We start from the raw sequence: 23,379 nt of genomic DNA on the forward strand, positions 1-23,379 counted from the left end.
TTCCGCTCCCGGCCCCACCTGTGCGGTCAGGCCCGATGAACGCACAATGGGGTGCGGCGTCGTCATAGTCGATGCACAAAGCCTTCCCGACTTGCAGTTTTCGGACAATTCACGACAATGCGACCCATGACCGGACCGGATGGAGAAACAGCCGATAAAACCAGGACAGATCGCGACCCTTTCCTGATCCACGACGGGATCGACCATGCCGGTCTGCGGTATTTCCTGGACATCGAACCGCTGGAGCGCCGCTCGCGCCCCGCGAACTGGCGCGTACGCCGCCACAGCCACGCGGCGCTGGCGCAGATTTTCGTGCTGGCGTCCGGTGGTGGACTGATCGAACTGGATGGGGTCAGCCAGGATTTCCTGGCCCCCGGCTTCATCTGGGTTCCCGCCGGCGCCCCCCATTCGCTGGCCTACCACCCCCGCACGCACGGGCATGTGATCACGGTCGGGCTCGGCCATCTTGTCGCTCTCGCGGACCGCACCCGCACCATCGCGCCTCTTCAGGCCGGGCCGCGCCCCGTCGCGACCGACATCGCGGAATTCGACCGCATCGTCGCGCTGTCCCAGATTCAGCCGAAAATCGAAGACGCACTGTCGGACACGGTGCGCAACGCAACCGCGCAGATCATCCTGGCGACCGTCTGCCGCCTGCTGCACGCCGCCGATACCCCACCTCCAACCCGGCGCGACGCCGCGCTGGTCCTGGCATTCCGCACCCTGATCGAACGGGATTTCACCGCGCATGCCACGCTCGAAACCTATCTTGCGACGCTGAACACCACGGAACGTACGCTGCGCCGGGCCTGCATCCGCGTGAGCCAGCAGACCCCCAAGGACATCATCCAGAGCCGGATCGCGGCGGAAGCCCGGCGTCTGCTGCTGTTTTCCGGCCTCAGCGCCGCCCAGATCGCAGCACGGCTGGGCTTCAGCGATCCGGCCTATTTCTCGCGCTGGTTCCGCGCCAGGGAAGGCGTCACGATCCGCGCCTTCCGACAGGAGCGACAGACCGGCTGAGACGTTCGGCTCCCTTGCCCGTTCAATCCTTCTCGGGCAAAAAGTGGCGATGGCCACAATGGACGACCGCACCGGCGAGCCGGCTGAAAACCGCGATTTCGTGACCGCCCTCGCGCGGGGGCTGGACGTCCTGCGCGTCTGCGCGCAGGAACGCGACGGCATCACGCTGGCCGCCGTGGCGCAACGGGTCGACCTGCCGCGCGCCGCGGCGCGCCGTGCCCTGCTCACGCTGGTCGCCACCGGGTACCTGACCCAATCCGGGCGACTGTTTCAGGTCACCCCCCGCGTCCTCGACCTGTCGGCCGGCATGAAGGATCTGCCGCTCCCCCGACTGGCCCAGCCGATTCTCAACGGCCTCAGCCAGACACTGGGCGAAAGCGCATCGCTGGCAATCCTGGACGGCATGGACATCCTCTATATCGCCCGCACGGAAACCCGTCGCATCCTGGCCGTCGATCTCAGCATCGGTGCCCGGCTCCCCGCATGGTGTACGTCCATGGGGCGGGTCCTGCTGGCCGCCCTCCCCGACGATGAGCGCCCGCGTCACATGCCGGCCACGCTCGACGCCCGCACCTCCCGCACCATCACCGACCCGGCGGCCCTGGCCGATCTGTTCTCGCAGATCCGGCATGACGGATACTGCATCCAGGACCAGGAACTCGAAACCGGCCTCCGCTCGGTGGCGGCCCCTGTGTGCGGACCGGACGGGCGCGTCGTCGCCGCCCTGAATGTCAGCACGCAGGCCACGCGCACTCCGATGCGCGATCTGCGTAAATTCGTGGTACCGGCGGTGGTCGATGCCGCCATGGCGGTCAGCCGCGCCCTGCGCGGACAGGCCCGCACGGCCTGACGGCTTCCCGACCGGAGGCTCAGAACTGGGCCAGCAGCCGGAAACCCGCCTCCAATGCGTTCGGGTAGGTACGGTTGGCATCCGGATGCACGATATATTGAAGATCCGGCAACAGCTTGAGCCCGCGCGTGATGAAGGCGGTATAGGTCAGTTCCAGAACCTGGAAGTTCGATTGCGGCAATTTCACGCCGCCCCGCAGGGTCGTGTAGCCCAGATCCTGCTGCATCTCCTGATAACGGGTGATCTTCCTGTTCACGTTCTGCCATGACCAGAACAGCGAGATCGCATCCGTCACCCGACTGGGAAACATCCCCTGCGAGATGATGCCCAGCGTATATTGGCTCTGCCCAGGCAATGATGCCCCCTGATCCCAGCCAGCCATCCCGAACAGAATCAGCCCCTGGTCCTTTGCCGCCCCGAACCGCGCGACCATCTGGTCGGCTCCGACATACCACGCCCCCCGCTGCCGCTCGATCCGTGCCGCCCTGTGCGAGATCAGGATCGGACTGCCATCAAAAGCCGTGAACGGGTCGGGATGGTTGGAGGTATCGATATAACCGCCGATCTTGTAATGCCCGGTCAATCTGTCACGCCCAAGCGCCGGTTCCCAGCCAAGTTCGACCGGCACGACATAACCCAGCGGCTTGAAAGAGAAATTGAAACCGGCCCGCCCGCCTTCGGTGGCCGACGCCTCGAAGAACCCGGCCTGGGCATACAGGCCATGACCGGGATTGAGGCGCGCCGTCATGCCCCATTGCGAGAACGGCCAGGACCGCCATTTCGATCCCACCGACAGACCCGTCGGATGGGCACAGATCACGCTGTTCAGCGCATAGCATCCGAAATAAGACGTGCCGTATTTCAGATTGGCCGGCATGCGGCCGAAATCGATCGTCAACTTCTTATCGAACAGCGTCTTCTCGAAATACATGTAGACCAGCTTGTACAGGACATTGCCGCCCACGCCGTAATCCTGCTGCGGCTGGATCAGCCCCGTCTTGCCAAGATAATCGGTCGCCACGCTGCGGCCGGCACGCTGGACGCCCAGCATGTGGAACGACCATCCCTGCATGCCGAACAACTTGTTCAAATCGAAATCGGTTCCCATGACCACCTGATGGGAATAGTCGAATCCGGTCCTGCGTCCGCCGGCTACGTTTGCCACGCCTTCGGCCATGTAACTGAGTGTGAAATCGAAACCCGCCCTGGACAGGCGCTGGCGCCAGCCACCGATCGACCCGAGCAGACGGTCGTTCGCGGGGACCACACGTACCTCGGTCCAGGACGATCCCAGCGCCGATGCGGAAACACCGGTTTTCGCCAAATCCTGCTGCGACGCGGCGGTGCTGTCCTGCACGGCTCCCCGAACGTCGCGCAAAAGCCGTTCCGTGACACGATCCGTCGCGGCGGCCACCTGCACAGGCTGGGTGAGACCGGCACTCCGACTCACCTGCGCGCGTGAGGACGACGGGCGATGTGGGCCACGCCCCACTCCGGCGGCATGGCGGGCGGATGGCCGCAGCACAGGATCACCGGCCTGCTCCGCTCCGGCCGCCACAGCAGCGGCGGAAACGCCGAAACAGGACAGAGCGGCACCAAACAGTACCGCCCGTGAAAAAAGAGAGAACGACATCGGCAGGAACCATTTCTATCAGACGGAGCAAATCCTGGAATCAGGCTCGACGTGAAAGCCCGGGCCTCTATCGCCGCGGCGGCGCTCCATGTCGCAGATGACCGTCCTCGACAGAATATTTTCTTGCACAGAAAAGATATTTCATAACCACGCCTCTTTTTGAGGTTCTTGCTCCTGCCCCATCTCCGAGCCTCCGGCGTCGATCGCCAAAGTGGAAACACGATGCAGAGATAGAAATTGATATCGGAAACACTTTCCACTATCAATCCCTATCAGATCGCCATCCTCCTGCCGTGAAGAACCCGATGAGCCTCAAACCCGATTTGCGCCGCACCGCCCCTTCCACCAGCCCGGCCGCCAGCAGCGACGCAAAAGCCACCCCGTCCGGGGTCATGGAACGGACCCTTGCAATCATCGAGCTGCTCTCGCGTCATGCCGCAGGATTGCCGATCTCCTCGATCAGTTCCGAGCTCGGCATCCCGCTCAGCGCCACCCACCGCCTGACAGCGGACCTCCAGACCCTGGGCTATGTGCATCAGGAGGGCGGCGCGGGTGGGCGCTACAAACTGACGATGAAGCCCGTGTCCATCGCCTTCACGTTTCTGGCATCCTGCGGCATCACCGATCTGGCCCAACCGCTGCTTGACCGTCTGGCCGCCGAAAGCGGCGAACTGGTCCGGCTCGCCGTACCCGACGGGCAGAAACTGACATGGATCGCCAGGGCGCAGGGCAGCCGCAGCGGGCTGAAATACGACCCGGAAATGGGCCAGGTGGCCCATCTCTCCTCCACGGCGACCGGCATCGCGTGGCTGGCCGCCATGCCCGACGGGGTCGCGGTCAAGCTGGCGGATGAACAGGGCTACGGCAATCCGGCCGATGGGTATGGGCCAAACGTCGCGCGGGACGGCAAGCAGTTGCTGTCCCTGCTGCGGCAGACCCGCAAGCGCGGCTTCAGCGTCACCATCGCGACCTTCGCCCCGTGGATGACGGCAATCGCCTGTGTCATCCGCTCGCGATCCACCGGCGAGGCCATCGGCACGTTGAGCATCGCCGGCCCGACACTGCGCATTTCCGAAGCGCGGGCGATCGAACTCGGCGCCATCCTGGTCGAAACCGCGCGTGAATTGGGAGACATGCAGATCGTACCGAAAGATATCTCCCGCACGCAGCAGAACATTTCCTTCTGAACTCCCTTCCTCCCTTCCCATCACAGACGTGACGACAAGAGGTCGAAGCATGCCCAGGTCACCCCAATCCGCCCGGTCCACTTTGGACGCGTCCAATATCGTGACAACCGATCTGCTTGTCATCGGTGGGGGAGCCGGCGGCATGAGCACCGCGCTGTTTGCACGGCGGCGCGGCCTCGATGTTCTTCTGTGCGAGAAGACCGATCAGGTCGGCGGCATCACATCCACCTCCGGCGGCACGATCTGGGCTCCCGGAACGGCCCTGTCCGAAACCGTAGGCCCCCGTGACCGCACCGACGACGCCCGTCGCTTCCTCCAGTCCGTGGTGGGCAACCGGGGTGGCGAAGCCCTGCGGGAAGGCTTCCTGCAAGCCGCGCCCGCCGCCATTGCCGAACTGCACGATCATACCGACGTCAAACTCGCCGCCGCCGCCGCCCATCCCGACTATCTCGATGGGCCGGGCTCCGCCCATGGCGGTCGCGCCCTGGCCCCCCTGCCGTTCGACGGGCGGGAACTCGGGGCGGATTTCGTCCGGGTCCGCCCGCCCCGCCGCGAATTTCTCGCTCCCGGCGGGATGATGGTCGGGCGCAACGAACTGGATGCGTTGCTGAAGCCTTTTTCGTCATTCTCCCATCTCCGGCAGACGCTGTCGCTCTTCCTGCGGCTGGCGTCCGATCGCAGGGCGCATGCACGCGGCACGCGCCTGGTCATGGGCAACGCCCTCGTCGCGCGGCTGCTGCTCAGCCTGCGCAAGCACGGAGTGCCGATCCTGTTCGAATGGTCGCTGACCGATCTTCTTGTCACCGACGGCCGCGTGACAGGCGCGACATTCCATACACCGGAGGGAAACCGCACCGTTCTCGCCCGCAAGGGCGTGGTCCTGGCAACAGGCGGCATCGCGACCAACGCCACCCTGCGCGATCGGCTGTTTCCACTGCGGAATATGAAATCTCTCGCCCCTGCCACCAATTCCGGCGACGGGGTAGAGGCAGGACTGCGCGCGGGGGCCGGCCTCGACAACGGCGGCGACAGCCCGGCGCTATGGATGCCCTGTTCCAGCCGACGCCTGAAGGACGGTACGGACCTGACCTGGCCGCATATCATTCTGGACCGCGCCAAGCCCGGCCTGCTGGCCGTCGACGGCGCGGGCCGCCGTTTTGTCAACGAGTCCAGTTCCTATCACGATTTCTGCATGGGCATGATTGCCGACAACCGCCGAACCGCCTGCATGCCCGCCTGGTTAATCTGCGATCGCGCCTTTCTGCGCGAATACGGCCTGGGCATGGTCTGGCCGGGAATGCGCCGCATCGGGCACCTGATCCGCGCCAGATATCTGTTCCGCGGCCGGACGATCGACGAACTGGCCCGCGCCATCGGCGTCGATGCCGCCACGCTGCGCGAAACCGTCGCGCGATACAACACCCTGGCGCAAAACGGTGCCGATACCGATTTCGGGCGCGGTTCCTCGGCCATGAACCGCTTCAACGGCGATGCGCGCTGCACGCCCAATCCGTGCCTCCGCCCCGTAGGAGCCGGCCCCTATTTCGCGATGGCCGTCCTGCCCGCCGACCTCGCGACCAGCGCCGGCCTGACCGGCGATCCCGACGGCCGCGTAACCGACGAAAGCGGCCAGCCGATCGCGGGTCTCTATGCCTGCGGCAACGATCTGACCTCCCTGTTCCGGGGCACCTATCCCGGCCCCGGAACCACGCTTGGCCCAGCCCTGGTCATGGCCTGGCGCATCGCCAACCATGTCGCCGGCGGCACCGCCCTCACGGCGCAAACGGCGACAGCCACCGCCCCCATGGCGAGCGCGGAATTGTCCCTTCAGTAAAACCGGCACCTGACCAGACAAGAACAAGAAAAAAAGGACAACGGCATGACGCGTCCGATTTCCCTGGCATGGCTCACGACCGCGCCCATGAACCCCGTCGAGATGCTCCCTCTGGCCCGCCGGATCGGATATACGGGCGTCGGCCTGCGCGCCCTTCCCGCCGCGCCGGGCGAAACGCTGCCCCCTCTGCTGACAGATCCGTCGTTTCGCCGGCAAATCCGCGACCTGGCGCGACAGGAGGCCATCCGGGTCACCGACATGGAAATCGTGCGGATTGCGGACAGTTTTCGCGCCGCCGACATCGAACCCTTCCTCGATCTGTGTGCCGACCTGTCGGTCCCCCATATTCTGGTCGCGGGCGATGACGCGGATCTGTCGCGTCTGGCCTCGTCCTTTGCCGATCTCTGCGCATTGGCCGCCCCGCGCGGCATCTCGCCGGCCCTGGAATTCATGCCCTGGACAGCCGTCCGCGACGCCCGCACCGCCCTGTCCGTCGTCACGACGGCGGCGGCGGACAACGGCACCATCATCGTCGATACGCTGCACGTCGCCCGCTCGGGCACAACCACCGACGATCTGCGCAATATCCCGCGCGACCGACTGGCCTATGTCCAGATCTGCGACGCGCCGGCCGACATTCCCGCCACGCGCGAGGGACTGATCCATACGGCCCGGCAGGCCCGCCTGCTGCCCGGCGACGGCGGGATCGACCTGCCGGCCATCCTCGCGTCGCTCCCGCCCGATCTTCCCGTCAGCGTCGAAATCCCCAATCTGGCCGCACATGTTCAGCAGGGCGCGTCACACTGGGCCAGCATGGCCTTCGATGCGACCTCCGCCCTTCTGCGCACGGGTAGGCCGGCATGACGTCCGGCCATGTCAGCAACGTGTTGCTGGTCGGTGCCGGTGCCATCGGTCGTCTGCATGCACGGGAAATGCGGGCCTGTACGTTCTGCACCCTGTCCGGCGTGGTCGATCCCACACCGGAAGGGCACGCCTGGGCCGATTCCATCGGCGTCGCATGGTTTCCCACCCTGGCCGATGCCCTGGCGTCGGGCCGGCCCGACGCCGCCATCCTCGCCACCCCCAACCCTACCCACCGGCCACTCGCCCTCGACCTGATCGAATCGGGCATCGTCACACTGGTGGAAAAGCCGATCGCCAGCACGCTTGACGACGCCCAGGCGATCGTCGATGCGTCCCAGGCCACGGCCGTTCCCGTTCTGGTCGGCCACCATCGCCGCCACAACCCGATCATCCGCACGGCCCATGACCTGATCGGACAAGGCAGACTGGGGCGGATCGTCTCCGTCGCCGTGCTGGCAATGTTCCGCAAGCCCGACGATTATTTCGCGGCGACGTGGCGACGCGAGGCGGGTGGCGGCCCGATCCTGATCAACCTGATCCACGAAATCGACCTGGTGCGCCATCTCTATGGCGAAATCGTCTCCGTCCATGCCATGAGCAGCAACGCAACACGAGGTTTCGCGGTCGAGGACACGGCATCCGTCCTGCTGCGCCTGGACGGCGGCGCGTTGGTGACGATCGCGCTGAGCGACTGCACCGCCGCACCGTGGAGCTGGGACCTGCAATCGGGCGAGATCGACTCCTATCCCTCCCCCGCCGCACCCGTCACCACATCCGTCATCGCCGGCAGCATAGGCTCCCTCGCCCTGCCCGCTCTCGATCTCTGGCATTATCAGAAACGACAGGATTGGTACGAACCGCTGACACGCGAAACGACGGGTTACCGCAAGGAAAGTCCCTATGTCGCACAATTGCGCAATCTCTGCGCCGTGGCGCGCGGCACCGAACGCCCGGTCGTCGATGCCCGCGAAGGGTTGCTGACACTACGCGCCACCCTCGCCGTAACGGATTCCGCACGATCCGGCACCACAATCACCTTGTCTTCGTCTTCCAACACCCCCTGCGAGGGATCATGAGCATGTCCGCAGCACGCGCGCGGGTCGAACAGTGCGACCTGCTCGTCATCGGGTCCGGCGCCGCCGGCCTTTGCGCGGCGGTTACCGCCGCCCATCGCGGCCTGAAGGTCGTCGTCGCCGAGAAGGAGCCGGTTCTGGGCGGCTCGACCGCCTGGTCCGGCGGCTGGATGTGGGTGCCCTGCACACGCTACGCCCGGCGCGATGGCAATATGGAAGGGCTGGATGGCCCGGAAACCTACCTGCGTCACGAACTGGGCGATCGTTTCGACGAAGATCGTGTCCGCGCCCTGCTTGAGGCCGGCCCCAGGATGGTCGATTTCCTGGACGACGAAACCGATGTCACGTTCCAGTCCGGCACCTGGATCTGCGACATTCACGGCCACACCCCTGGCGCCGGCACCGGCTCGCGCTCCGTGGTCGCGGCGCCGATCGACGGACGCAAACTCGGCACGCTCTGGCCGCTGCTGCGCCGACCGATGCGCGAGACGACGCTTGCCGGCATGGGTATCCAGGCCGGTCCCGACCTGCGCGCCTTTCTCAACGCGACCCGCTCGCCCAGGGCCGGCCTGCATGTGCTGTCGCGGATCGGCCGGCACCTGTTCGACCTCCTCCGCTACGGCCGCGGGACGCATCTGGTCAATGGCGGCGCACTGGTCGCCCGCCTGATGCTGTCAGCCGCGAAGGCCGGGGTACGCCTGTTGCCCTCCAGCCCGGCACGGGCCCTGATCGTCGAACACGGCCGGGTCGTCGGCGCGCATCTGACGACGAACGGGGGCGATCTGACGGTCCGTGCGCGCGCCGGCGTCATCCTCGCCACCGGCGGCTTTCCCCACGACATCGCCCGTCGCAAGGCCCTGTTCCCGCACACGCCGACCGGCCATGAGCATTGGACCGTCGCGGCCCCGGGAACGTACGGCGATGGCCTGTCGCTCGCGGAATCCGTCGGCGCGGACATCGATACCGCTCTCGCGTCGCCTGCCGCGTGGTGTCCCGTTTCCCTGGTGCCCTTTCGCGACGGCACCACAGGCCATTACCCGCATATCATCGAACGCGCCAAACCGGGCATCATCGCCGTGCGTGCCAACGGCCGGCGCTTCGTCAACGAGGCCGACGGCTATTACGATTACATCACCAACCTGTTCCGGGCCCTCGCCCCCGGCGAGGCACCCGTTTCATGGCTGATCTGCACACGATCCTTCCAGCGGCGCTGGGGTCTGGGCTTTTCACGACCCGCGCCCTTTCCGTTGCGCCCGTTCGTCCGCTCCGGCTACATCGTCCAAGCCGCGACCCTTCACGAACTGGCCGCCAAATGCGGCATTTCCCCCGAAGGACTGGAGCATACGGTGCGCGAATACAACCTGCACGCGCGGCAGGGCAACGACCCGGCATTCGGCCGGGGCTCCACCCCTTTCAACCGCTCCGGTGGGGACCCCACCCGCACGCCCAATCCCTGTCTGGCGCCGATCGAGAATGGCCCCTATCTCGCGCTGCGCATCGTTCCGGGCAGTTTCGGTACATTCGCCGGCATCCGCGCCGACGCGCGGGCACGAGTTCTGAATACGGAAGGCAAACCCATTCCCGGCCTCTGGGCGGCCGGGTCCGATCAGGCCAGCGTGATGGCGGGATTCTATCCTTCCGGCGGAATCAATCTCGGTCCGGCCATGACCTTTGGCTACATCGCGGCTCAGGACGCAGCGAGTCATCATTCCGCCTGACGCACAACACAAGAGGGAATGTCGCGCAATCCGTTGATCGCGGCACCGCACCACGCTGCCGCCCCCCTGCGTCCATCCGGCGGGCCAGCCCGAAAGGCCCTTCAACAGAATCTGGCGAAATGCCGCAGATGGTCCTCGATGAAACTGGCGATAAAATAATAACTGTGATCGTAACCGGGCCGGAGATTCAGAATCAGTTCATGGGCCGCCTCCTGCGCGGCAGCCTGTAACAGTTCCGGCCTGAGCTGTTCCGTCAGAAAGCTGTCCGCCAGCCCCTGGTCGATCAGGATCGGCAGCCGCTCTTTCACCGTGCGGATAAGCGCAATCGGATCGTACGCCGCCCAGGCGGAACGATCCGGCCCAAGATACGCACTGAAGGCCTTCTCACCCCAGGGAACCTGCGTCGGCGCCACGATCGGCGAAAAAGCGGATACGGAGCGATAACGCCCCGCGTTGCGCAGTGCGATCATGATGGCACCGAAGCCCCCCATGGAATGTCCGCTGATCCCCCGCACCTGGGTCACGGGAAAATGCGCTTCGATCAATGCCGGCAATTCGGTGACGATGTAATCGTACATGCGGTAATGGGCCGCCCACGGCTCCTGTGTCGCATTGACATAGAAGCCCGCACCCTGCCCGAGGTCGTAGGTATCACGATCCGCCACATCCGCACCGCGCGGGCTGGTGTCCGGCGCGACGATCGCGATACCCAGTTCCGCCGCGACACGCTGCGCGCCGGCTTTGGTGATAAAGTTCTGCTCCGTGCAGGTCAGGCCGGAGAGCCAGTAAAGAACAGGAACCTTTTTGTCCTGCGCCTGCGGAGGCAGATAGATGGCGAAATCGGCATCCACCCCCAGCGATGCGGACCGATGCCGCCAGACTTGCTGCGTTCCCCCGAAGGAGAAATGTGCTTCCCTGCTTTCCATGGCTCTCGCGACCTTATTGCAGACTGTCAGTTGCCGTCCGTAAAGGTGTAGCTGCACACCTTGTTCCCTGCCGGGTCCCGCAGATACGCGGCATAGGCACCGGTCAGATGGCTGCGCGGCCCCGGCGCGCCCTCGTCCGTTCCGCCATTGGCAAGGCCGGCGGCATGGAAGGCATCGACCTCGGCGGTCGTGGCGGCCGCAAAGCCGATGGTCACACCATTGCTCGACGGCGCCTCGCCGTCGCCAGGACGCGCGATGATGAAGGCCGGCTTTTCCCGGCCATATAGAATCCAGCCATGTCCGAACGGCCCGAGATTCCTGATACCCAGGGCGCCAAGTGCCGCATCATAGAACGTCGCCGACAGTGCGGTATCGACCGCACCGAGGAAAACATGGGAAAAAACGCCGTCACCCGAAATGACTGCCATGATCGATCTCCTATGGTCTTTCGACCGGTGCGAACGGCCCTGCCGCCGTACGACGCGATTCTCAGTAATGAATGACGGAACGGATGGATTTGCCTTCATGCATCAGGTCGAAGGCCTCGTTGATGTCTTCGAGCGGCATGGTATGGGTCACGAAAGGCGCAAGCTGGATATCATTGCGCATGGCATCCTCGACCATGCCGGGAAGCTGGGAGCGCCCCTTGACCCCGCCGAAGGCCGTGCCGCGCCACGAGCGACCGGTAACAAGCTGGAAAGGCCGGGTGGATATCTCCTGACCGGCGCCCGCCACACCGATAACGATCGACTGTCCCCACCCCCGATGCGCGGCTTCCAGCGCGGCGCGCATGACGTTGACGTTGCCGATGCATTCAAACGTATGATCGATGCCCCAGCCGGTCATTTCCACCAGCACCTGCTGGATCGGCTTGTCGTAATCCTTGGGATTGAGAAAATCGGTGGCGCCGAATGTCCGCGCAAGGTCGAATTTTCCAGGATTGGTATCGATGGCGAATATCCGTCCGGCTTTCGCCTGCCGCGCGCCCTGGATCACGGCCAGGCCGATCGCGCCAAGGCCGAAAACCGCAACGCTGTCGCCAGGCAGGACCTTGGCCGTGTTATGTACCGCGCCGATACCGGTCGTAACGCCACATCCAAGCAGGCAGACATGCTCGGGATTGGACGCGGGGTTGACCTTGGCCAGCGACACCTCGGCGACAACCGTGAACTCGCTGAACGTGGAACACCCCATGTAATGGTGAATTGGCTGTCCTTTGTAGGAAAAACGTGTCGTCCCATCCGGCATGACACCCTTGCCCTGCGTCGCGCGAACGGAAATGCAGAGATTGGTCTTCCCGGATTTGCAGAACAGGCATTCACCGCATTCCGCCGTATAGAGCGGAATGACATGGTCTCCGGGCACGACGCTGGTAACGCCTTCCCCGACCTGGATCACGATGCCCGCGCCCTCGTGGCCGAGCACGGCGGGAAAAAGCCCCTCCGGGTCGTCGCCGGACAGCGTGAATGCATCCGTGTGGCACACGCCCGTATGGGTGATCTGCACGAGCACTTCGCCCGCACGGGGGGGAGCAACGTCGATCTCGACGATTTCGAGGGGCTTGCCTGCCTCAAAGGCAACGGCGGCACGTGATTTCATGATTTGTCTTCTCCATGTTTCCGATCTGTCGATCCGCGCAGCGGGTCAGCGGAGATAAGAACGGACGAGCGACACCGCATTCTCGATGGCGCCGCTGGCCGCGCTGCGATCACCCGCACAGTCAACGAATTCTTCTCGTAAATGACTTTCCAGGACGCCGGCCATCAAGCCGTTGATGGCGCCGCGAATGGCCGCCACCTGCTGCAACACCGGCCCACAGTCGGCTCCCCTTTCCAGCGCCTGCTCCAGCGCATCGATCTGCCCCCTGATACGGCGCACGCGCGTCAGGACGCGCTTTTTCTCGGCAGGCGTATGCGGCATGAAAGTCAGGCTCCCTTATACTCCCCGTGAGTATCGATAATATACGTCGACCCAATATGCAAATCCATTCGCGTGCGGCGGTCGCGGACGAGAACAGGATGCCACCGGGTGCATCCGCCCCCTTCGTCCGCCACAGGCACCGACACGAAAACCTGCGAGCCCGCGACAGGATTTCCGGCAGAATCCCCCTCTGGCCGGCCCCGGAGCCACATCCCTTCACACCGGTTCACGGATATGGCTCTGGAGTATTGATTTTTAGAGCACCTCTATCCGACCAGATGAGTCCATCCGGTCGGATGATGCCCTAGCATTCCGGCAGATTGACGGCCAACCCACCGAGAGAGGTCTCCTTGTAGCGGTGGCTCATGTCGCGCCCCGTTTCCGCCATCGTACGGATGACCTGGTCGAGCGACACATGATGTATGCCATCCCCATGCAGCGCGAGAGACGCGGCGTTGATCGCCTTGACCGCGCCGAACGCATTGCGCTCGATGCAGGGAATCTGCACCAGTCCCGCCACCGGATCGCACGTCATGCCCAGATGATGCTCCATGCCGATCTCGGCGGCATTTTCGACCTGGAGCGGATTGCCGCCCAGCGCGGCGGCAAGACCGGCCCCGGCCATGGACGAGGCAACGCCGACTTCCCCCTGGCACCCGACCTCCGCCCCGGAAATCGAAGCATTGAGCTTGAACAGGCCGCCGATCGCCGCCGCCGTCAGCAGGAAATCATGCATGCCCTGCCGGGTGGACGCGGCCGAATCCTGCGGGCAAAAATCGCGATAATAGCGCAGGACCGCCGGAATAATGCCGGCGGCACCGTTGGTCGGCGCGGTCACCACACGCCCGCCGGCGGCATTTTCCTCGTTCACCGCAATGGCAAAAAGGCTGATCCAATCCATGATTCCATGGGCCGACCGCGCATTCGAGCCCTCGCCGGCCCGCAGCCGCTCATACAGGGCGGCGGCGCGGCGGCGTACCTTCAGGCGGCCGGGGAGCGTGCCGGTTTGCCTCAATCCGCGTTCGATGCACGCCATCATCACATCGATGATGGTATCGAGATAGGCTTCGATCTCGGCACGCGGCCGCAGCGCCATTTCATTGGCCATGACGATTTCGGCGATACTCAGCCCATTGCGCCCGGTCTGCTCAAGCAGTTGCACGCCGCTGGCGAAATCGAACGGCACATCGGGCTGCACATAACCCGCGCTTTCCGTCGCATCCTCGTGCACGATGAAACCACCGCCGACGGAGCAGAAGCGGACGCACGCCACCACCGCGCCCGCGCGGTCGAAGGCTTCGAACTGCATCGTGTTGGGATGGACCGGTGGAATGGTGTCGCGGTCCAGAACCAGGTCCGCCCCCGGATCGAAGGCAATGCCGCGTCCGTGGATGACGACGCTCCCACGCGCGCCGACATCCGCCACGATCCCGGCCACCCTGTCGGGCTCCACACTCTGGGGGCTTTCACCCATCAACCCCAGAATGACGGCCGTGTCCGTGGCGTGGCCCTGAGCGGTCCACGCCAGCGACCCGTAGAGCGTGACCCGGATCCGGGCCACCCCGTCGAGAGACGCCAGAGAGGCCGCGAAACGCTGTGCGGCGCGCATGGGTCCGACCGTATGCGACGAGGACGGACCGATACCGACTTTGAAAAGGTCGAACAGGCTGATCATGCGGCTCTCGGCAAAGGGCGCTCAGGCGCCGGGATAAGCGACATTATAGATCGGAAAGCGGCGGCAGAGCGCCTGAACCTCGCCCTTCACACGCTTTTCGACGTCTTCGGCGGCCGGCGTACCATGCGCGCTGAGCACTTCGTCGATAAAGCGCCCGATCTCGCGGAACTCGGCCGTGCCGAAGCCTCGGGCGGTGGCGGCCGGGCTGCCCAGCCGCACGCCCGACGTGACGAACGGCGATTCGGGGTCATCCGGCACCGCGTTCTTGTTGACGGTGATGCCCGCGCGTTCCAGCGCCGCGTCCGCGACTTTTCCCGTCACCTTCTTCGGACGCAGGTCGACCAGGACCAGATGGCTGTCCGTCCCCCCGGTCACGATGTCGAAACCGCGTCCCAGCAGTTCGTCGGCCAGCGCCGCCGCGTTCGCGACCACCGCGCGCTGATAGGAGGCATAGGAAGGCTGTAGCGCCTCCCCGAACGCAACCGCCTTGGCCGCGATGACATGCATCAGCGGGCCGCCCTGCAATCCGGGGAAAACCGCCGCATTGACCTTTTTCGCCAGATCGGCGTCGTTGGTCAGGATAATGCCGCCGCGCGGCCCGCGCAGCGTCTTGTGCGTCGTGCTGGTGACGATATGGGCATGCGGAAGCGGGTTCGGATAAAGCCCCGCCGCGACCAGACCGGCGAAATGCGCCATGTCCACCATCAGATAGGCCCCGACCTCGTCCGCGATCTTGCGGAAACGCGCGAAGTCGATGACCCTGGGATAGGCCGAGCTGCCTGCGACGATGATCCTGGGCCGATGTTCGCGCGCCAGCCGCTCCGCCTCCTCATAATTGAGCAGGCCGGTGTCGGGGTGAACGCCGTACTGCACCGATCGGAACCATTTGCCGGAATAGTTCGGCGCCGCACCGTGCGTCAGGTGCCCGCCGGCCGCCAGGCTCAGGCCGAGTATGACATCGCCCGGCTTGCCCAGCGCCATGAAGGCCGCCTGGTTGGCATTGGCGCCCGAATGCGGCTGTACATTGGCGAATGCCGCGCCGAATATCCGCTTGACGCGCTCAATGGCCAGCGTTTCCACACGGTCCACATCGACGCAACCGCCATAATAGCGTTTGCCAGGCAGCCCTTCGGCATATTTGTTCGTCAGAACCGATCCCTGGGCTTCCATGACCGCGAACGAGGCCAGGTTCTCCGACGCGATCAGTTCGATACCGTCCTGCTGCCGAACCAGCTCGTCACAGAGCATCGCCGCGACCTCCGGATCGGTCGTGTCCAGAGGCCCGCCGAAAAAGCGATGGCGCTCGTTCTGTTCCGCTTCATTCATCATAACGTGCATAAGACTGCCTTTCCCGTGCCAGACCACTTTTCCCTGGAGGATGAAATGCTCGCCGAGGTCTCCGGGTCCCGACTGTGATGCACTCGCCGACTCATGGAATGTCGAAAATCCTAGGGCGGATTCCCTCTCGTCATCGCTGACGCAGACGACATGGCCTTGAAGTCCTGCGACAGAATATCGTCAGGGCAGGAGGCCCCACGAAAAGCAAAAACCCCCCGGCCTGCGCCGGGGGGTTGCCATCATCCCGCGAAGGAACCGAAAACCGGCATCCCCCGCATATCGCCCAGGACAGGCGCGGCTTCAGAATTCGGCACGAACCGACCCGAAGAACTGGCGGGGAGCCGCCAGCAGGAACGACTGATAATCGCCCGACAGCGGGAAGCCGTTTTCGCCCATCGTCGAAACATAGGACTGGTTGGTCAGGTTGTAGATATTGAAGTCCAGCTCGAGGTTCTGCATGAACCCCAGAGAATGGGCATATTTCCCCATATTGCCGAATTTGTAGCGCATGCCGAAATCCGCCAGCCAGTAGGACGGCACCTTGGTGTCGCCCGTATAGCTCAGATTACGCTGCGACATGTAGGATGCGTCGATATGCGCGTCGAACCCGCGATAGCTGTAGCTCAGGCTCGATTTGTACATCAGGCGCGGATAGGCCACGACCTGAGACCCTTTGGTGTAATAGGTCACGCCCTGCGATGACACGTTGCTGTCATACGTCGAGTGGTTATAGCTGATGCTGTTATAGAGCGACACCCCACGGAACAGACGCATCGTCAGGCCGGCATCCACACCATTCATCGTGATGCCGCCGACATTCAGCACCGTGGAAATCGGGTTCACGATGTTGCCGGACGTGATCTGCTGCAAACGGTTGGAAAAATCCGTGTGATAGGCATGCAGCGTCGCATCGAGGAAATGATCGGAATAGCGATAGCCGACCGCATAGGCCCAGTCGCTTTCGGGCTTCAGGCTGGGACGCGCATAATCGAATGCAGCCTGCGTCACCGCGAAAGGCGACGCGATGGTCTTGAACTGCCCCTGCGGATAGGCATGCACGTTCTCGGCGACATCGAAATACAGTTCATGATGCTTCAGGAAGTGCCAGTCGCCGCTGATATGCGGCAGGAAGGCGCGTGCGGTCGTCAACGTACCCGTCGCCGACGCACCGGCACCGTAATAGCCCGTATTGTAGTAACCGTCCCCGGCGCGCGAGGTATTCAGCAGCGACTTGAACCCGAAATGCAGCGCGACATTCGGCAGCGGGTTATAGGTATCCTGAACGAAGGCGGTAAACGTATTCGTATTCGTCGTCTGTCCATAAAGCTGCATGAAAGGCGCCTGCCGGATCGCGCCGACCGGATTGAGCATCGCGCCCTCGATCACGCCATCGACCACGTTCGGCTGCGAATACCCCCACATCGTCGAGACGAACTGGTTATTCTCATACCAGACACCGCCTTCGATATGGTTATGGGCGATCTCATACTGCACCGAGGACAGAATACCGAAGCGCCGGATGCTCGGCTCCTTCACCTGCTCGAACATCGGCGCTCCCGAAGGAGACGGATAGAACGGATTGGTCCAGTGATTGAACTGATGTTCGCCATGCCCATAGAAGGTGGTCTTCCACCGCACCCTGTCCGTCAGGCGGAAATCGCCCGTCAGACCGCCGAAATAATCGGTCGAAGCCGACGAACTGTCGTAATAGGCGGCGTCGGCCTTGTCCGAGATCCCGTCGAGCGAAGCGGGATAATGCCCTAGAGCGGCCTGAATGGCCGAGAGATAGCCGCTCGTTTTTCCATTATAGTAATTGTCGATGTAATTTCCGCCATGCTTCCAGATGTCCAGCGAGTAGTCCTGATAGTTGAACTGGGCATACTGACTGAAATCGAAAAAGCTCGAAATCTTGCTGTCTTCCCCGATCGGCTGGACGAATTTCGCATTCGCCTGCTGGAAGAACTGGTTGCCCCCACCCTTCCACTTCTCGGTATCGTTGCGCATATACGACACATAGAACTTGGTGCCGGTATGGTTCAGCGCGCCGCTGTCCACACGGATGAAGGTATGATACAGCGCGTTGCTGCCGAACGTCTGGGCCACCGTGCCGCCCAGCTTGTTCTTCGGGTCCGATGAATGGTACTCGATGGAACCGCCCAGATTATTGGTGCTGGCCACGGATTCGGCACCCGCTCCGGTCGATACGTCCAGCCGCCCGACATTTTCCGAACTGATCGCCTGAATGGGATTCAGGCCGTTATAGTTGCGGTAGGACAATTCACCCAGCGGAATGTCATCCAGCGTCGTGCTGATCTGGTTCTGCAAAAACCCGTGCATGTAGATCTGGGTCGACCAGGTATCGACACCCTGCGGATCGTCCGCCTGGAACATCACGCCGGGCTGCTGCGCCAGAACCTTCAGCGGGTTCGTGCCCGGCACGGACCGCGCGATCGCACTGGCCCCCACCGTGATCATCGTGCCATGGGCGCGACGACGGGCCGAAATGGCGACATCCTCGTTCTGCGGCAGCGGGGCGCGGACAATCGCCCGCTTCGTCGCGGCATGGGCGGCGGCTGGCGCAGCTACCGCCGCGGCAGGCGTGGCCGTGGCTGCGGTTCTGGAAGCCTTGGCGTGGTGCCGACTGTTCGGCGACGCCGCGCTTGCGCCATAGGTCGCCGCCAGGATGGACGCCATGACGGTGGACGAAAACCGGATCGTCGAGAACCGTTCGCCGTGGTTTTTTGCAGGTCGTCGCATACTGCCAAGGACTCCGAGATCTATGTCCGCAACCGGACTCTGAGAAGCAATATTCAGGATGGAAAGACCTTCGACATACGTCCCCGAAGCGGGCGGATGGCCTTCATCCGCGCCTCCCGGAGCAACCTTTCGCCCGGAGCACACCGGCAAAACCGGTGGTCCGCCATGGACGATGCGGTCGTCTATCTGTTCAGTCCGTCCCCAGGCCGAGGCTTCGCCAGCCCGTCTCTAATATGGAACGTTACAGAACCAGATTGAGATACGCATGAACGAAAGCGACGCCTATTATTTCGTTCTCGTCATAATATTCCCATCCTCGTGAACCCCGGATTGCCCGTTCCGAACGGTCGATCCGGCACGGCCGGCTTCAACCGCCGAAGGTCCGAGGACGACCCCGCGTCAAGGCGGCGAAGGTCGGGACGACAGGGACACGTTACCGCCCGAAGCCGATGCCTCGCACCGGCCACGGACTATCCGTGGCGCGCTTCTCCCGACAGGGCCTGGAGAATATCGGCATCGTCGCACAGCCCGATCAACCGCCCCTCGTCCTCCACCAGAACAGGAAAACCACTGCGCTGGCGCACCGCGATGACCTCGCCCAGGCTCATCCCGACCGGTACGATACAGACGGCCCCGCGCACCCACTCATGATGTGCCGTCGCCACGCGCTCCTGATCGCCGATGCGTACTGCCCTCGCGTCCGGACCGATTGCGATATTCCCGCCATCGATCATCCCGTCCGCCCGCAGGGGCAGATCATGGAAGCGCCGCATGAAGGTCGATGCCAGGATGGTCGGCAGCGGATTCATGTGCCGGATGAATTCCGCGACATAGTCATTGACCGGACGCAGGGCGATATCGTCGGGCGTGCCGGTCTGGATAATGCGCCCCTCGCGCATGATCGTGATCCGGCTGCCGATCTTCAACGCCTCGTCGATATCGTGGCTGACGAACAGAATCGTCTTTTTCAGCCGTTTCTGCAGGTCCATCAACTCGTCCTGCAATTTTCGGCGGATCAGCGGATCGAGCGCGGAAAACGGCTCGTCCATCAGCAGGATATCGGCATCGGTGGCGAATGCGCGCGCAAGGCCCACACGCTGCTGCATCCCGCCCGACAGTTCGTGGACCTGGGCATCGGCCCAGTTCGAAAGCCCGACCAGCGCCAGTTTTTCCTCGACGATCTCCCGCCGGATCGACGGCGCCATCCCGCGCAGTTCCAGCCCGAATCCGACATTGTCACGCACACTCCGCCACGGGAGCAGGCCGAATTGCTGAAAGACCATGGCGATGCGCGTCTTGCGCAATTCGCGCAACGTCTCGTCGTCGCAGCGCGCGATATCCAGCCACGCGGACCCGTTGCCGATGCGCACTTCGCCACGCACGGGCCGGTTCAGGCGATTGGCCGCGCGCAGCAGCGTCGATTTGCCCGATCCCGACAGCCCCATCAGCACGCTGATTTCACCGCGTGCCACCGCCAGGTTCGCGCCCGCCACGCCCACCGTCACCTTCAGGGCACGGCCGATTTCCTCGCGCGTCTCGCCGGCATCCAGCCGCGCCAGCGCCGCCTCGATCGCGCCGCGCCGGCCGCTGCGGTCGAACAGGATGTCGATATTGCGGAATTCCAGCGCCGCGGTCTTCGTCTCGGTCACGATGCGCTATCCTTCGAACGGCAGAGACGATCGAGCATGATGGCGAGAAGCACGATCACGAAACCGGATTCGAAACCAACATCGACCTGCACCGTATTCAATGCCCTGACCACCGGAACGCCCAGGCCGCCGGCCCCGACCAGCGCCGCGATCACGACCATGGACAGGCTGAGCATGATGCATTGCGTCAGACCGGCCTGGATCATCGGCAGGGCGGCCGGCAATTCGATCTTCCACAGAATCTGCCGTTCTGTGGCCCCGAACGCCTCGCCGGCCTCGATCAACGCCCGCGGCACCCGCGCGATCCCCATCTGGGTCATGCGGATCGGCGCGGGCACGGCGAAGATGATGGTCGAGATCATGCCCGGCACCGTGCCCAGCCCGAACAGGATCAGCGTCGGGATCAGATAGACGAAGGTCGGCAATGTCTGCATCAGGTCAAGGATCGGATGCAGCACCATCGCCAGGCGCGGACGATGGGCTGTGGCAACCCCCAGCGGCACGCCGATCGCCATGCAGCACAGGGTCGAGAACAGGATCAGCGACAATGTCGCCATCGTCTCGTTCCAGTATCCCTGGTTGATGATGAACAGCAGCCCCAGCGCGATCAGCGCCACCAGCCCCCACGACCGGCGCAGGAACCATGCCCCGGCCACGGCGGCCGCGACCACCAGCAACGGCGGCACGTCCAGCAGCACCGTGGTCAGGCCATCCGCACAGGCGCCGACCACGTCGCTGATCGCGTCGAAGACGCCCATCCCATAATGCCGGATCACATCGATCACCGCCGCCATGGCGGTGCCGATGGGAATCTTGTGTCCTGCAATCCAATGTTCTGGTGCCATCATCCGTGCGCCCTTCATTCAGCAGTGATCAACGCCGGTCCGTTCGATCGTCATCCATCGCGGCAATCCCATGCAAGCCGGCGCTATCCGCCGGTAACCTGGCGCGTCCATTCCGGCAGATTGTAAAAGTTCGAGATCCGGGCGACCTTGCCCGCCCGCAGGGTAAAGAATGCGCCCGCGGGCAGGACGTAACGCTGGCCGTGGGCCTCCGGCAGCCCGTCGTCGGTGCTCAGATAGGTTCCGTGAACGACGAATTCCGCCGCCGCCCGGTCGCCAAGCCCATCGACCATCACCACCACGTCCCGGATCTCTTCGCGATAGCAACGGTCCATGCGGGCCAGGAAGGTGCGAAACGCCTCCACGCCGCGCTCGCAGCCGCCCTGGTTGATGTCATGCACGACATCGTCGGTCAGCAGGGCCAGAAAAGCCTCGCGATCGCCGGAATTGAAGGTGCGGTAATAGGTTTCGATCAGCGTGCGGGTATGTTCAGCGGACATGATGGGCTCCGGTCGATCTTGCTTGAAATTCAGACAAAGGAATGGACGCCGGCCGGAGGCACATGGGCTGGCCAGTCGCGGCAGTTGCGCACCGCCCCATCCTGGCGCACCGCGTCCAGCGCGGCCGGGTCGAGTGTGGCAAAGGCCCAGGACCCGGTATTCATCGCCCCCTGCGCGATGATGCCATCGGGCGGAAACCCCCGATCCATCGGGCCATAGATCGCGGCACAGCCGCAATTCGTGTCCAGCGTCTGCAACCACGGCGCGTCGCCGACCGTCGGCGCCACCGCGACGAAACACTGGTTTTCCAGCGCCCGTGCCTGGGCCGACACGCGGACGCGGTTGAAGCCGTGCAGCGTATCGGTGCAGGTCGGCACCAGGATCAGCCACGCCCCCGCCTCGACCTGCGCACGGGTCAACATCGGAAATTCGGAATCGTAGCAGATCGCCGTGCCGATCCGGCCCCAGGGGGTGTCGAACACGCCTGGCGGGTCGCCGGCCCGCACGCCCCAGGCTTCGGTCTCGAAACGGGTCATGACATGCTTGTCCTGAAACGCGACCCGCCCGTCGGGTGCGATCAGCGGCGCGCGGTTGCGCACGAAACCGGCTTCGGGGCGCGGCAGGGTGCCGGGCATCAGCCACACCCCATGGCGCTTCGCGGCACCGATCATGATGTCCAGCAGGGCATCGCTGTGCCGGCATACGGCATGCAGTTCCGCCGTGGGGTCGGACTGCCCCGGCGCCGTCATCGCCGATGCGGCCTCCATGCAGGCATATTCCGGCAGCAGCAGCAGGTCGGCCTGGCGCGCGCCTTCCGCGACGACACGATCCAGATGGGCGTCGTAATCCTCCAGGGTGCGTGCCCGCTCGACCGGCCACGCATAGGCTCCAAGACGCAATGTCCGGCTCATCTGTCCTCCACAATCCGTTCGGGCAACGCTGCCGTGCCCAGGGCTTTCCCCCAGAAATCGAGGCGATGGGGAACCTCGTGCCCGGTCCCGACCTCCTGCCAGGGATAGACGCAGGTCAGACCGGGCAGCGGGGCGTACCCCCGGCGGGTCCAGAATGCGTCCAGCGGCGCCCAGCCCTCGGGCCTCGCCGGGTGGTCCGGCGGGCGGCGGACCGCGCAGAATACGGCGAAATCGGCACCGGCCGCGCGCGCCACCTCCTCGCGCATCGCAAAGAAGCGGACCCCGGCCCCCTGCCCCCGCCATGCCGGCAGCAGAACGGATTCGCCAAAATAGAAGAACCGTCGCAGATCCTGCCCCCGCGCCTCGAACGGCGCGCGCATGGGACCGGCTTCGTCGGCCAGCGGCAGGCAGGTGGACGCACCGACGATCCGCCCGCCACCGTCACGCGCGACGATGGCCGCCGCCTGCGGACTGCGCAGATAGACCTCGAGATACTGCCGCTCATAAAGCGGGTCGGCCCCGTCATAGAGATAGGGCCACTCGCGGAATACCGTGATTCTGAGCCGCGCCAGGTCGTCGGCGATCTCGGCCAGGCATCCGGCATGGCGGATTTCGAACGAAAGCGGCTCCATCAGGCTTCATCTCTCCGCAGGGACTGCGCATCGCAGCGCGAGGCATCGAT

Annotated in this window: 20 protein-coding genes; 7 read left to right on the top strand and 13 right to left on the bottom strand. The window is 64.3% G+C overall.

Features of this window, described 5'->3' with window-relative positions; all coding sequences use genetic code 11:
• Positions 1 to 126: 126 nt before the first annotated feature.
• Together HLH25_RS09810 and HLH25_RS09815 are read left to right on the top strand one after the other, a co-directional pair.
• Complete coding sequence (locus HLH25_RS09810; protein ID WP_182973883.1) at positions 127 to 1,020, top strand: helix-turn-helix domain-containing protein; 894 nt, start codon at positions 127 to 129, stop codon at positions 1,018 to 1,020.
• A 58-nt stretch (positions 1,021 to 1,078) separates the two neighbouring features.
• The gene (locus HLH25_RS09815; protein WP_182973884.1) at positions 1,079 to 1,870 is read left to right on the top strand and encodes an IclR family transcriptional regulator domain-containing protein; all 792 of its coding nucleotides are present in this window, start codon (positions 1,079 to 1,081) and stop codon (positions 1,868 to 1,870) included.
• 19 nt (positions 1,871 to 1,889) lie between these two features.
• On the opposite strand, the gene HLH25_RS09820 is transcribed toward HLH25_RS09815, so the two are convergent.
• Positions 1,890 to 3,503: a carbohydrate porin gene (locus tag HLH25_RS09820; RefSeq protein WP_182973885.1), complete on the bottom strand. Its 1,614-nt coding sequence runs from the start codon at positions 3,501 to 3,503 to the stop codon at positions 1,890 to 1,892.
• Positions 3,504 to 3,808: 305 nt separating this feature from the next.
• Here HLH25_RS09820 and HLH25_RS09825 point away from each other — a divergent pair, with 305 nt between their 5' ends.
• The 5 genes from HLH25_RS09825 to HLH25_RS09845 all read left to right on the top strand — a co-directional run bounded on the left by HLH25_RS09825 (position 3,809) and on the right by HLH25_RS09845 (position 10,179).
• A complete protein-coding gene (locus HLH25_RS09825) occupies positions 3,809 to 4,690 on the top strand; it encodes an IclR family transcriptional regulator (RefSeq protein ID WP_182973886.1) in 882 nt (293 codons plus the stop codon).
• 100 nt (positions 4,691 to 4,790) lie between these two features.
• On the top strand, positions 4,791 to 6,524 hold the full coding sequence (locus HLH25_RS09830; RefSeq protein WP_310889084.1) for an FAD-dependent oxidoreductase: 1,734 nt from the start codon (positions 4,791 to 4,793) through the stop codon (positions 6,522 to 6,524).
• 45 nt (positions 6,525 to 6,569) lie between these two features.
• Positions 6,570 to 7,388, top strand: coding sequence for a sugar phosphate isomerase/epimerase family protein (locus tag HLH25_RS09835; protein WP_182973888.1), 819 nt, complete (start codon positions 6,570 to 6,572; stop codon positions 7,386 to 7,388).
• The gene (locus HLH25_RS09840) at positions 7,385 to 8,464 is read left to right on the top strand and encodes a Gfo/Idh/MocA family protein (RefSeq protein ID WP_182973889.1); all 1,080 of its coding nucleotides are present in this window, start codon (positions 7,385 to 7,387) and stop codon (positions 8,462 to 8,464) included. Before HLH25_RS09835 ends, HLH25_RS09840 begins: the two co-directional genes overlap by 4 nt.
• Positions 8,465 to 8,466: 2 nt before the next feature.
• Entirely contained in the window at positions 8,467 to 10,179 is a 1,713-nt protein-coding gene (locus HLH25_RS09845) for an FAD-dependent oxidoreductase (RefSeq protein WP_246401893.1), read from the top strand.
• Between the two features lie 101 nt (positions 10,180 to 10,280).
• Here HLH25_RS09845 and fghA read toward each other — a convergent pair whose 3' ends face one another.
• The 12 genes from fghA to HLH25_RS09905 form a co-directional block, all read right to left on the bottom strand.
• A complete protein-coding gene (gene fghA / locus HLH25_RS09850) occupies positions 10,281 to 11,105 on the bottom strand; it encodes an S-formylglutathione hydrolase (protein ID WP_182973891.1) in 825 nt (274 codons plus the stop codon).
• Positions 11,106 to 11,131: 26 nt separating this feature from the next.
• Positions 11,132 to 11,533, bottom strand: coding sequence for a VOC family protein (locus HLH25_RS09855; RefSeq protein WP_182973892.1), 402 nt, complete (start codon positions 11,531 to 11,533; stop codon positions 11,132 to 11,134).
• A gap of 61 nt (positions 11,534 to 11,594) precedes the next feature.
• On the bottom strand, positions 11,595 to 12,704 hold the full coding sequence (locus tag HLH25_RS09860) for an S-(hydroxymethyl)glutathione dehydrogenase/class III alcohol dehydrogenase (protein ID WP_182973893.1): 1,110 nt from the start codon (positions 12,702 to 12,704) through the stop codon (positions 11,595 to 11,597).
• Between the two features lie 45 nt (positions 12,705 to 12,749).
• Positions 12,750 to 13,025, bottom strand: coding sequence for a formaldehyde-responsive transcriptional repressor FrmR (gene frmR / locus HLH25_RS09865; protein ID WP_182973894.1), 276 nt, complete (start codon positions 13,023 to 13,025; stop codon positions 12,750 to 12,752).
• A gap of 304 nt (positions 13,026 to 13,329) precedes the next feature.
• Positions 13,330 to 14,700, bottom strand: a complete 1,371-nt coding sequence (locus HLH25_RS09870; RefSeq protein WP_182973895.1) for an L-serine ammonia-lyase — start codon at positions 14,698 to 14,700, stop codon at positions 13,330 to 13,332.
• A gap of 21 nt (positions 14,701 to 14,721) precedes the next feature.
• On the bottom strand, positions 14,722 to 16,029 hold the full coding sequence (glyA, locus tag HLH25_RS09875; protein ID WP_182973933.1) for a serine hydroxymethyltransferase: 1,308 nt from the start codon (positions 16,027 to 16,029) through the stop codon (positions 14,722 to 14,724).
• A gap of 309 nt (positions 16,030 to 16,338) precedes the next feature.
• The gene (locus tag HLH25_RS09880) at positions 16,339 to 18,795 is read right to left on the bottom strand and encodes a TonB-dependent receptor (protein ID WP_246401902.1); all 2,457 of its coding nucleotides are present in this window, start codon (positions 18,793 to 18,795) and stop codon (positions 16,339 to 16,341) included.
• Between the two features lie 470 nt (positions 18,796 to 19,265).
• Positions 19,266 to 20,444 carry a quaternary amine ABC transporter ATP-binding protein gene (locus HLH25_RS09885; protein ID WP_182973896.1) on the bottom strand — a complete coding sequence of 393 codons (1,179 nt, stop codon included), beginning with the start codon at positions 20,442 to 20,444 and terminating at the stop codon, positions 19,266 to 19,268.
• Positions 20,441 to 21,292 (bottom strand): choline ABC transporter permease subunit, encoded by an 852-nt coding sequence (gene choW, locus HLH25_RS09890; RefSeq protein WP_182973897.1) that lies wholly within the window; start codon positions 21,290 to 21,292, stop codon positions 20,441 to 20,443. The genes HLH25_RS09885 and choW overlap by 4 nt, the downstream gene beginning before the upstream one ends.
• A gap of 80 nt (positions 21,293 to 21,372) precedes the next feature.
• A complete protein-coding gene (locus HLH25_RS09895; RefSeq protein WP_182973898.1) occupies positions 21,373 to 21,786 on the bottom strand; it encodes a ketosteroid isomerase-related protein in 414 nt (137 codons plus the stop codon).
• 29 nt (positions 21,787 to 21,815) lie between these two features.
• Positions 21,816 to 22,697 carry a carbon-nitrogen hydrolase family protein gene (locus HLH25_RS09900; protein WP_182973899.1) on the bottom strand — a complete coding sequence of 294 codons (882 nt, stop codon included), beginning with the start codon at positions 22,695 to 22,697 and terminating at the stop codon, positions 21,816 to 21,818.
• A complete protein-coding gene (locus HLH25_RS09905; RefSeq protein WP_182973900.1) occupies positions 22,694 to 23,329 on the bottom strand; it encodes a GNAT family N-acetyltransferase in 636 nt (211 codons plus the stop codon). The genes HLH25_RS09900 and HLH25_RS09905 overlap by 4 nt, the downstream gene beginning before the upstream one ends.
• Positions 23,330 to 23,379: the final 50 nt, after the last annotated feature.

Source organism: Gluconacetobacter dulcium (genome assembly GCF_014174165.1).
GTDB lineage: Bacteria > Pseudomonadota > Alphaproteobacteria > Acetobacterales > Acetobacteraceae > Gluconacetobacter > Gluconacetobacter dulcium.

Coding starts and splice junctions, on each gene's coding strand:
- HLH25_RS09810 (WP_182973883.1), top strand. CDS start 127: ATGACCGGACCGGATGGAGAAACAGCCGATAAAACCAGGACAGATCGC.
- HLH25_RS09815 (WP_182973884.1), top strand. CDS start 1,079: ATGGACGACCGCACCGGCGAGCCGGCTGAAAACCGCGATTTCGTGACC.
- HLH25_RS09820 (WP_182973885.1), bottom strand. CDS start 3,503: ATGTCGTTCTCTCTTTTTTCACGGGCGGTACTGTTTGGTGCCGCTCTG.
- HLH25_RS09825 (WP_182973886.1), top strand. CDS start 3,809: ATGAGCCTCAAACCCGATTTGCGCCGCACCGCCCCTTCCACCAGCCCG.
- HLH25_RS09835 (WP_182973888.1), top strand. CDS start 6,570: ATGACGCGTCCGATTTCCCTGGCATGGCTCACGACCGCGCCCATGAAC.
- HLH25_RS09840 (WP_182973889.1), top strand. CDS start 7,385: ATGACGTCCGGCCATGTCAGCAACGTGTTGCTGGTCGGTGCCGGTGCC.
- HLH25_RS09845 (WP_246401893.1), top strand. CDS start 8,467: ATGTCCGCAGCACGCGCGCGGGTCGAACAGTGCGACCTGCTCGTCATC.
- fghA (WP_182973891.1), bottom strand. CDS start 11,105: ATGGAAAGCAGGGAAGCACATTTCTCCTTCGGGGGAACGCAGCAAGTC.
- HLH25_RS09855 (WP_182973892.1), bottom strand. CDS start 11,533: ATGGCAGTCATTTCGGGTGACGGCGTTTTTTCCCATGTTTTCCTCGGT.
- HLH25_RS09860 (WP_182973893.1), bottom strand. CDS start 12,704: ATGAAATCACGTGCCGCCGTTGCCTTTGAGGCAGGCAAGCCCCTCGAA.
- frmR (WP_182973894.1), bottom strand. CDS start 13,025: ATGCCGCATACGCCTGCCGAGAAAAAGCGCGTCCTGACGCGCGTGCGC.
- HLH25_RS09870 (WP_182973895.1), bottom strand. CDS start 14,700: ATGATCAGCCTGTTCGACCTTTTCAAAGTCGGTATCGGTCCGTCCTCG.
- glyA (WP_182973933.1), bottom strand. CDS start 16,029: ATGATGAATGAAGCGGAACAGAACGAGCGCCATCGCTTTTTCGGCGGG.
- HLH25_RS09880 (WP_246401902.1), bottom strand. CDS start 18,795: ATGCGACGACCTGCAAAAAACCACGGCGAACGGTTCTCGACGATCCGG.
- choW (WP_182973897.1), bottom strand. CDS start 21,292: ATGATGGCACCAGAACATTGGATTGCAGGACACAAGATTCCCATCGGC.
- HLH25_RS09895 (WP_182973898.1), bottom strand. CDS start 21,786: ATGTCCGCTGAACATACCCGCACGCTGATCGAAACCTATTACCGCACC.
- HLH25_RS09900 (WP_182973899.1), bottom strand. CDS start 22,697: ATGAGCCGGACATTGCGTCTTGGAGCCTATGCGTGGCCGGTCGAGCGG.
- HLH25_RS09905 (WP_182973900.1), bottom strand. CDS start 23,329: ATGGAGCCGCTTTCGTTCGAAATCCGCCATGCCGGATGCCTGGCCGAG.